Source organism: Kitasatospora sp. NPDC059462, assembly GCF_042749955.1.
GTDB lineage: Bacteria > Actinomycetota > Actinomycetes > Streptomycetales > Streptomycetaceae > Kitasatospora.
In genome coordinates this window covers 1-5,985 of record NZ_JBHYUU010000307.1, presented here as the reverse complement: position 1 = coordinate 5,985, position 5,985 = coordinate 1, and the positions used below count along the sequence as shown (strand labels likewise).

Annotated in this window: 2 protein-coding genes; both read right to left on the bottom strand. The window is 71.8% G+C overall.

Annotated features, from left to right (window positions below):
- Window positions 1–131 precede the first annotated feature (131 nt).
- Window positions 132–4,289 (bottom strand): hypothetical protein, encoded by a 4,158-nt coding sequence (locus ACFXAM_RS37420; protein ID WP_380298252.1) that lies wholly within the window; start codon window positions 4,287–4,289, stop codon window positions 132–134.
- Between the two features lie 260 nt (window positions 4,290–4,549).
- Window positions 4,550–5,725, bottom strand: a complete 1,176-nt coding sequence (gene wecB, locus ACFXAM_RS37415) for a non-hydrolyzing UDP-N-acetylglucosamine 2-epimerase (RefSeq protein WP_380298250.1) — start codon at window positions 5,723–5,725, stop codon at window positions 4,550–4,552.
- Window positions 5,726–5,985 lie beyond the last annotated feature (260 nt).

Genomic DNA, 5,985 nt, shown 5'->3' with positions numbered 1-5,985 from the left:
CGTCAGGACGGAGCCACGGAGGGGGCCGTGCGACCGGGCGGGAGGGGGACCCGGGAGGCACCGTCCGGCGCCGCCGCGGCGACGGCGACGGACCGGGTGCCGGACCCGGGTCGGCTATCGACCCGGATCGCTCACCGCTCACGCGGCCCGACCAGGTAGCCGAAGTAGCGGAACTGGTCGAGGTGGTCGATGTAGTCGAGGTAGTCAGGACGCCCGGAGAAGCCGGGGTGGTCGGGGAATCCCGGGTGGTCGGGGAATCCGGGGTGGTCGGAGAACCCGGGGTGCTCGGACTCGTAGCCGTCGTGCGGCGGGGGCGGGCACTCCTCGACGGTGATGCAGAGCTCGACGGGCGGGCTCTGGACGGGCCGGCCACCCGGGTCCAGGGCATTGGCCGTCGCGCGGTTGGTGACGTGGCCGTCCTTGGCGTCCTGCTCGGTGACCAGGTAGCTGCCGGTGCAGGTGGTGCTCTGCCCGGGAGCGAGGGTCGTCGCCTCGCACGTGATGTCCGGGACCCGGTCGTCGCTGATGGTCACGTCGGTCAGCGTGGTCGTTCCGGTGTTGGTCACCATGTAGAGGTAGGTGATCGTGTCACCGGGGTGGACGGGGCCGGACACATCGGCCTGCTTGGTCAGCGACAGGCTCGACGTCGCACCCGCCACCTGCACGGTGGCCTGCGCCGGCGGGCTCTGGACGGGCCGGCCCTGCGGGTCGAGACCGCCGGCCGTGGCGTGGTTCGTCACGCTGCCGGCCGCCGCGTCCGCGCTCGTGACCACGTAGCTGCCGGTGCAGGTGGTGCTCTGCCCGGTGGTGAGGGTGGTCGCGACGCAGGTCACGGGGGCGACCCGGTCGTCGGTGACGGTCAGGTTGTTCACCGTCGCCGTACCGGTGTTGGTCACGGTGTAGGTGTAGGTGATGGTGTCACCCACGTTCACCGGACCGGCCGTGCTCGCCTGCTTGGTGAGCGACAGGCTCGCCACCGAAGCGACCTGGACCGTCTCCTGCGCCGGCGGACTCACCACCGGCACACCCTGCGGGTCGAGGCCACTCACCGTCGCGTGGTTCGTCACGCTGCCGGCCACCGCGTCGGCGGCGGTCACCACATAGCTACCGGTGCACGTCGTGCTCGCTCCCGCGGCCAGCGAAGTCGCCACGCACATCACCGGCGACACGCGGTCATCCGTCACCGTCAGGCTGTTCACCGTCGCCGTACCGGTGTTGGTCACCGTGTAGGTGTAGGTGATGGTGTCACCCACGTTCACCGGACCGGCGGTGTCCGCCTTCTTCGTCAGCGACAGGCCGGCGACAGAGGTGACCGGCACCGTCGCCTGAGCGGGCGGACTCACCACCGGCAGACCCGCCGGGTCGAGACCCTGGGCCGTCGCCACATTCGTCACCTCACCCGCCACCGCGTCCGCAGCCGTCACCACATAACTACCGGTGCACGTCGTGCTCGCTCCGGCGGCCAGCGAAGTCGCCGAACACGTGATCGGCGAGACCCGGTCGTCGGTCACCGTCAGGTTGTGAACGGCGGCCGTGCCCGTGTTCGTCACCGTGTACGTGTAGGTGATGGCGTCACCCACGTTCACCGGACCGGCCGTGTCCGCCTGCTTGGTGAGTGACAGCCCGGCGACGGAAGTGACCGGCACCGTCTCCTGCGCCGGCGGACTCACCACCGGCACACCCTCCGGGTCGAGACCGGTCACCGTCGCCACATTGATGACCTGCCCCTCCACCGCGTCCACCGTCGTCACCACATAGGTACCGGTGCACGTCGCGCTCTCCCCCGCGGCCAGCGAAGTCGCCACGCACGTCACCGGCGACACGCGGTCGTCGGTCACCGTCAGGTTGTGAACGGCGGCCGTACCGGTGTTCGTCACCGTGTACGTGTACGTGATCGTGTCACCCACATTGACCGGACCAGCCGTGTCCGCCTTCTTCGTCAACGACAGGCCGGCAACGGAAGCGACCGGCACCGTCACCTGAGCCGGCGGAGTCACCACCGGCAGACCCTCGGGGTCGAGACCGGTCACCGTCGCCACATTCGTGACCTGACCAGCCACCGCATCGGCGGCGGTCACCACGTAGGTCCCGGTGCACGTCGTGCTCTCCCCCGCGGCCAGCGAAGTCGCCACGCACGTCACCGACCCCACACGGTCATCGGCCAGATCCAGGTTGTGCACCGCCGCCGTACCCGTGTTCGTCACCGTGTACGTGTAGGTGATGGTGTCACCCACGTTCACCGGACCGGCCGTGTCCGCCACCTTCGTCAGCGACAGGCTCGCGACGCCCGCGACCACGACGACGGCCTGCGCCGGCGGGCTCTCGACGGGCAGGCCCTGCGGGTTGACGCCGTTCGCCGTCGCCACATTCGTGACCTTGCCGACCACCGCGTCCGCGGCGGTCACCACGTAGCTGCCGGTGCACGTCGTGCTCTCCGCGGGAAGGAGGGTCGCCGTCACGCAGGTCACCGGCGTGACGTGGTCGTCGACGACGGTCAGGCCGGTCAGCGTGGTCGTCCCGGTGTTCGTCACCGTGTAGGTGTAGGTGACTGTGTCGCCCTCGTGCACCGGGCCGGGGGTGCTCGGCTCCTTGGTCAGGGCCAGGCTCGACGTGGACACCACCGGGACGGTGGCCTGCGCCGGGGGCGAGGTGACGGGGGATCCGTCGGCCACACCCTGGGCGAGCGCGTTGTTGACGACCTGGCCCGCGTCGGCGTCCGTCTGGGTGATGGCGTAGCTGCCGTGGCAGACGGTGCTGTCGCCGGGGCTGCCGGACGGGGCCAGCGTGGTGGCGTCGCAGGTGATGCCGGTGATCTTGTCGTCCGTCACGGTCAGGCCGTCCACCTGGACACCGCCGGTGTTCTTGACCACGTAGCTGTACGGCACGACGTCCCCGACCGCGAACGGCCCGGGAGCGTCGACGTGCTTGCTCAGGTCGATGCCCGGCGGTGCCACGACGGGCACGTTCTCCGAGGACGGCGGGGACGAGATCGGGGCGCCGTCGGCGGTGCCGGTGGCCACGGCCGTGTTGGGCACCTGGCCGGCCTGGGCGTCCGCGGCGGACACCAGGTAGGAGGCCGTACAGGTGACCGTCGCACCGGGATTCAGGGTGACCACGGGGCAGCTGACCGGCCCGACCTTGGGGTCGTTGACGCCCAGGTTGTCGATCGCCACGTTCCCCGAGTTGGTGACCACGAAGTCGTACTCCAGCGTCGTGCCGACCGTGATCAGCCCGGGCAGCGGCTGGCGGACCTGCTTGACCAGGTTCAGCGCGGGCAGCGGCTGCTCGGTGGTGACGGTGACGTTGCGGATCAGGTGCACGTCGGTGAAGGCGCCCGTGGATCCGGCGAAGCCGAACTTGAAGGTCGAGGGGGCCGGCTGGGGTGCCGGAGTGGACAGCACCTGGTGCGAGCCGGTGCCGTTGTTGAAGTCGACACTGACCGTCAGCACCGGGTTCGGCGCGGGCGTCAGGTGGATGTTCACCCGGCGGCGGGACGGCTCCAGCAGGGTCTCCGCCTGGGCCGGGGTCACCAGCGGCGGCAGCGCCGTCAGCGGGCCCTGGAGCGCACCCGGCAGGGTGGAGGGCCACGGGCCGGTGGTGGTGAAGTTGCTGGTGGTCGCGGTCAGGAAGCAGTAGCCGGTGGTGCCGTCACCGGGGCCGCGGACGGTGACCATGTTGGCGCCGGGGGCGGGGGCGTGGAGCCCGGTGCCGGCCGGGGAACGCGTCGCGCAGCCGTTGCCGCGGTGCTCCCAGTCGCCGAAGTAGTTGCCGAGGACGTCCAGGCCGACACCCAGGTAGCCGCGGTCGACACCCGGCAGGAAGGTCAGGCTCGGGTTGTCGTCGGGCAGCTTCTGCGCGTAACCGAGGCTGCCGCCGAAGGCACCGGCGTGGGTGAGCTCGGTGTCACCGCCGACCAGGAAGAAGGAGATGCCGTCGGCCGGGTGGGCGGGCGTGGTGCTGCCGTACTGCCACTGGTCGAAGGTGACGTCCAGGCCGTTGCCGGCGGGCAGCGCCTGGTCGAAGAGAACGGCGCCCGCCTCGTCGAAGCCGGAGTCGGTGATCTGGAGGTATCCGTGCGGCGCGCCGTTGCGCGGCGGCACCGGCCCGACCTCGATCGCCGGACAGCCCGTGAGCGGGTGGCTGCCGGGGCCGGGGACGCCGGTGGGCGCACCGGTGAGGCAGGCGGTGCCCACGGCGGTGAAGCGGGGGTCCGCCGTGGCTCCGGTGAAGGTCTCGTTGAGCAGTGGCGTGCCGGTCGCCAGAACGCGGCCGCCCGTGCTCGCCCGCACGTGGTCGGGAATCGGTTCGGCCCGTGCCTGTAACCCGGTGAGCCCGGTGGCCCCGGTGCCGAGGAGTCCCAGCAACGTCGCTGTCGTCACGAGGCGGGCCGTGCGCTTGAGGAGCCGCGACGGACCGCGAAGGTCTCTTGTCATGGAAACACTATGTGCACATAATATTACTATCTGTCATCCTGGCGAGCCGTCACCTGATCCATCAGGGGACCGGTGCGATCGGACGGACCCACCGGACGCTGACGGCCCGCCAGGCCTCAGGGCCGGTGGGCCGTCACGGTGCCGGCCCGGTCCGGCGCGTATCCGGGGGCCGGCAGCTGAGCGCCGGGCGTGCGGCCGGGGGTGAGGTAGCGCGCGCGGACGGCGGCGACGATCTCGGCGCTGGCCGTGCCGTCGCCGTACGGCGAGGGAACACGGGCGAGGCGGCCGGTGAGCGCGGTGTCGTCGAGCATCTCGCGCAGCGCGCACGCGAGTTGATGGCCCGGCTGGGCCAGGCGGGCGAAGCCGGCCCGGACCGCCTCGGGGCGCTCGGTGGAGTTGCGGACCACGATCAGGGGGCGCTTGAGGACGGTGCACTCCTCCTGCACGCCACCGGAGTCGGAGACCAGCAGGCGGCAGTGGCGGGCCAGGGCCAGGAAGGTGGCGTGGTCGAGCGGGGGGATCTGCCGCAGCCGGGTGATCGAGCGCCGCAGGCCGTAGCGGTCGACGGCGGCCCGGGTGCGCGGGTGCAGCGGCATCAGGACCGGCAGGTCGACGGCGGCGAGCTGGTCGAGGAGCTGGGCCAGGCGCGCGGGGTCGTCGGTGTTCTCCGGGCGGTGGACGGTGGCGAGGACGTAGGCGTCCCGGGCCACCTCGTACCGGGCGAGGACCCGGTGGGCGTCGGCCTCCGCGGGGAGCGTCTCCAGGGTCGCCTCGACGACGGTGTTGCCGGTGACCAGCACGCGTCCGGCGTCGATGCCCTCGCGCAGCAGGTGGGCGGCGGCCGTGGGGGTCGGGGCGCAGTGCAGGTCGGCGACGGGCGCGATGAGCCGCCGGTTGGTCTCCTCGGGCATCTCGTCGTCGAAGGAGCGCAGACCCGCTTCGACGTGGACCACGGGAATTCCCGCGCAGTGTGCGCCCAGGGCTCCGGCGGCGGCGGTGTTGGTGTCCCCCTGGACGACGGCGGCGGCCGGGGGGCGCTTGGTGAAGTGGTCGCTGAGGTCGGCGATCATGCGGCCGATCTGCTGACCCCGGGCCTCGCCGCCGACGCCCTTGAGGAGGTGGTGGGGGCGGGGCAGGCCGTACTGCTCGAAGAAGCAGGTGGTGAGGCCGGCGTCCCAGTGCTGGCCGGTCCACACGATCCTGGCCTGCGGCCCGAGGAGGCGGGCGACGCCGGCGAGTTTGACGATTTCCGGCCGGGTTCCGAAGACCAGGGCGACATCAACGGAAGACATTGTTCTCCGATTGTCATATGTGTCGAGGGATTGCTGCAGTATCGGCACGGCGCGGCCGCGGAATGCGGGGATTCCGGCCGGAATCCGGCAACGCCCCCCGTTCGGACCAGAGCCCGCCCCGGACCGGCGGCCCCGCGGCGGCGGGTCACCGGGGCGGGTTCCGGGGGATGCGGCGTGCGGGTGGATTCGCCGCCGGGCGGCGCGTGGCGTCACCCTTCCGGGGGCAGCGGGCCAGCACCATCGGGAGTCCTGGCCGACAC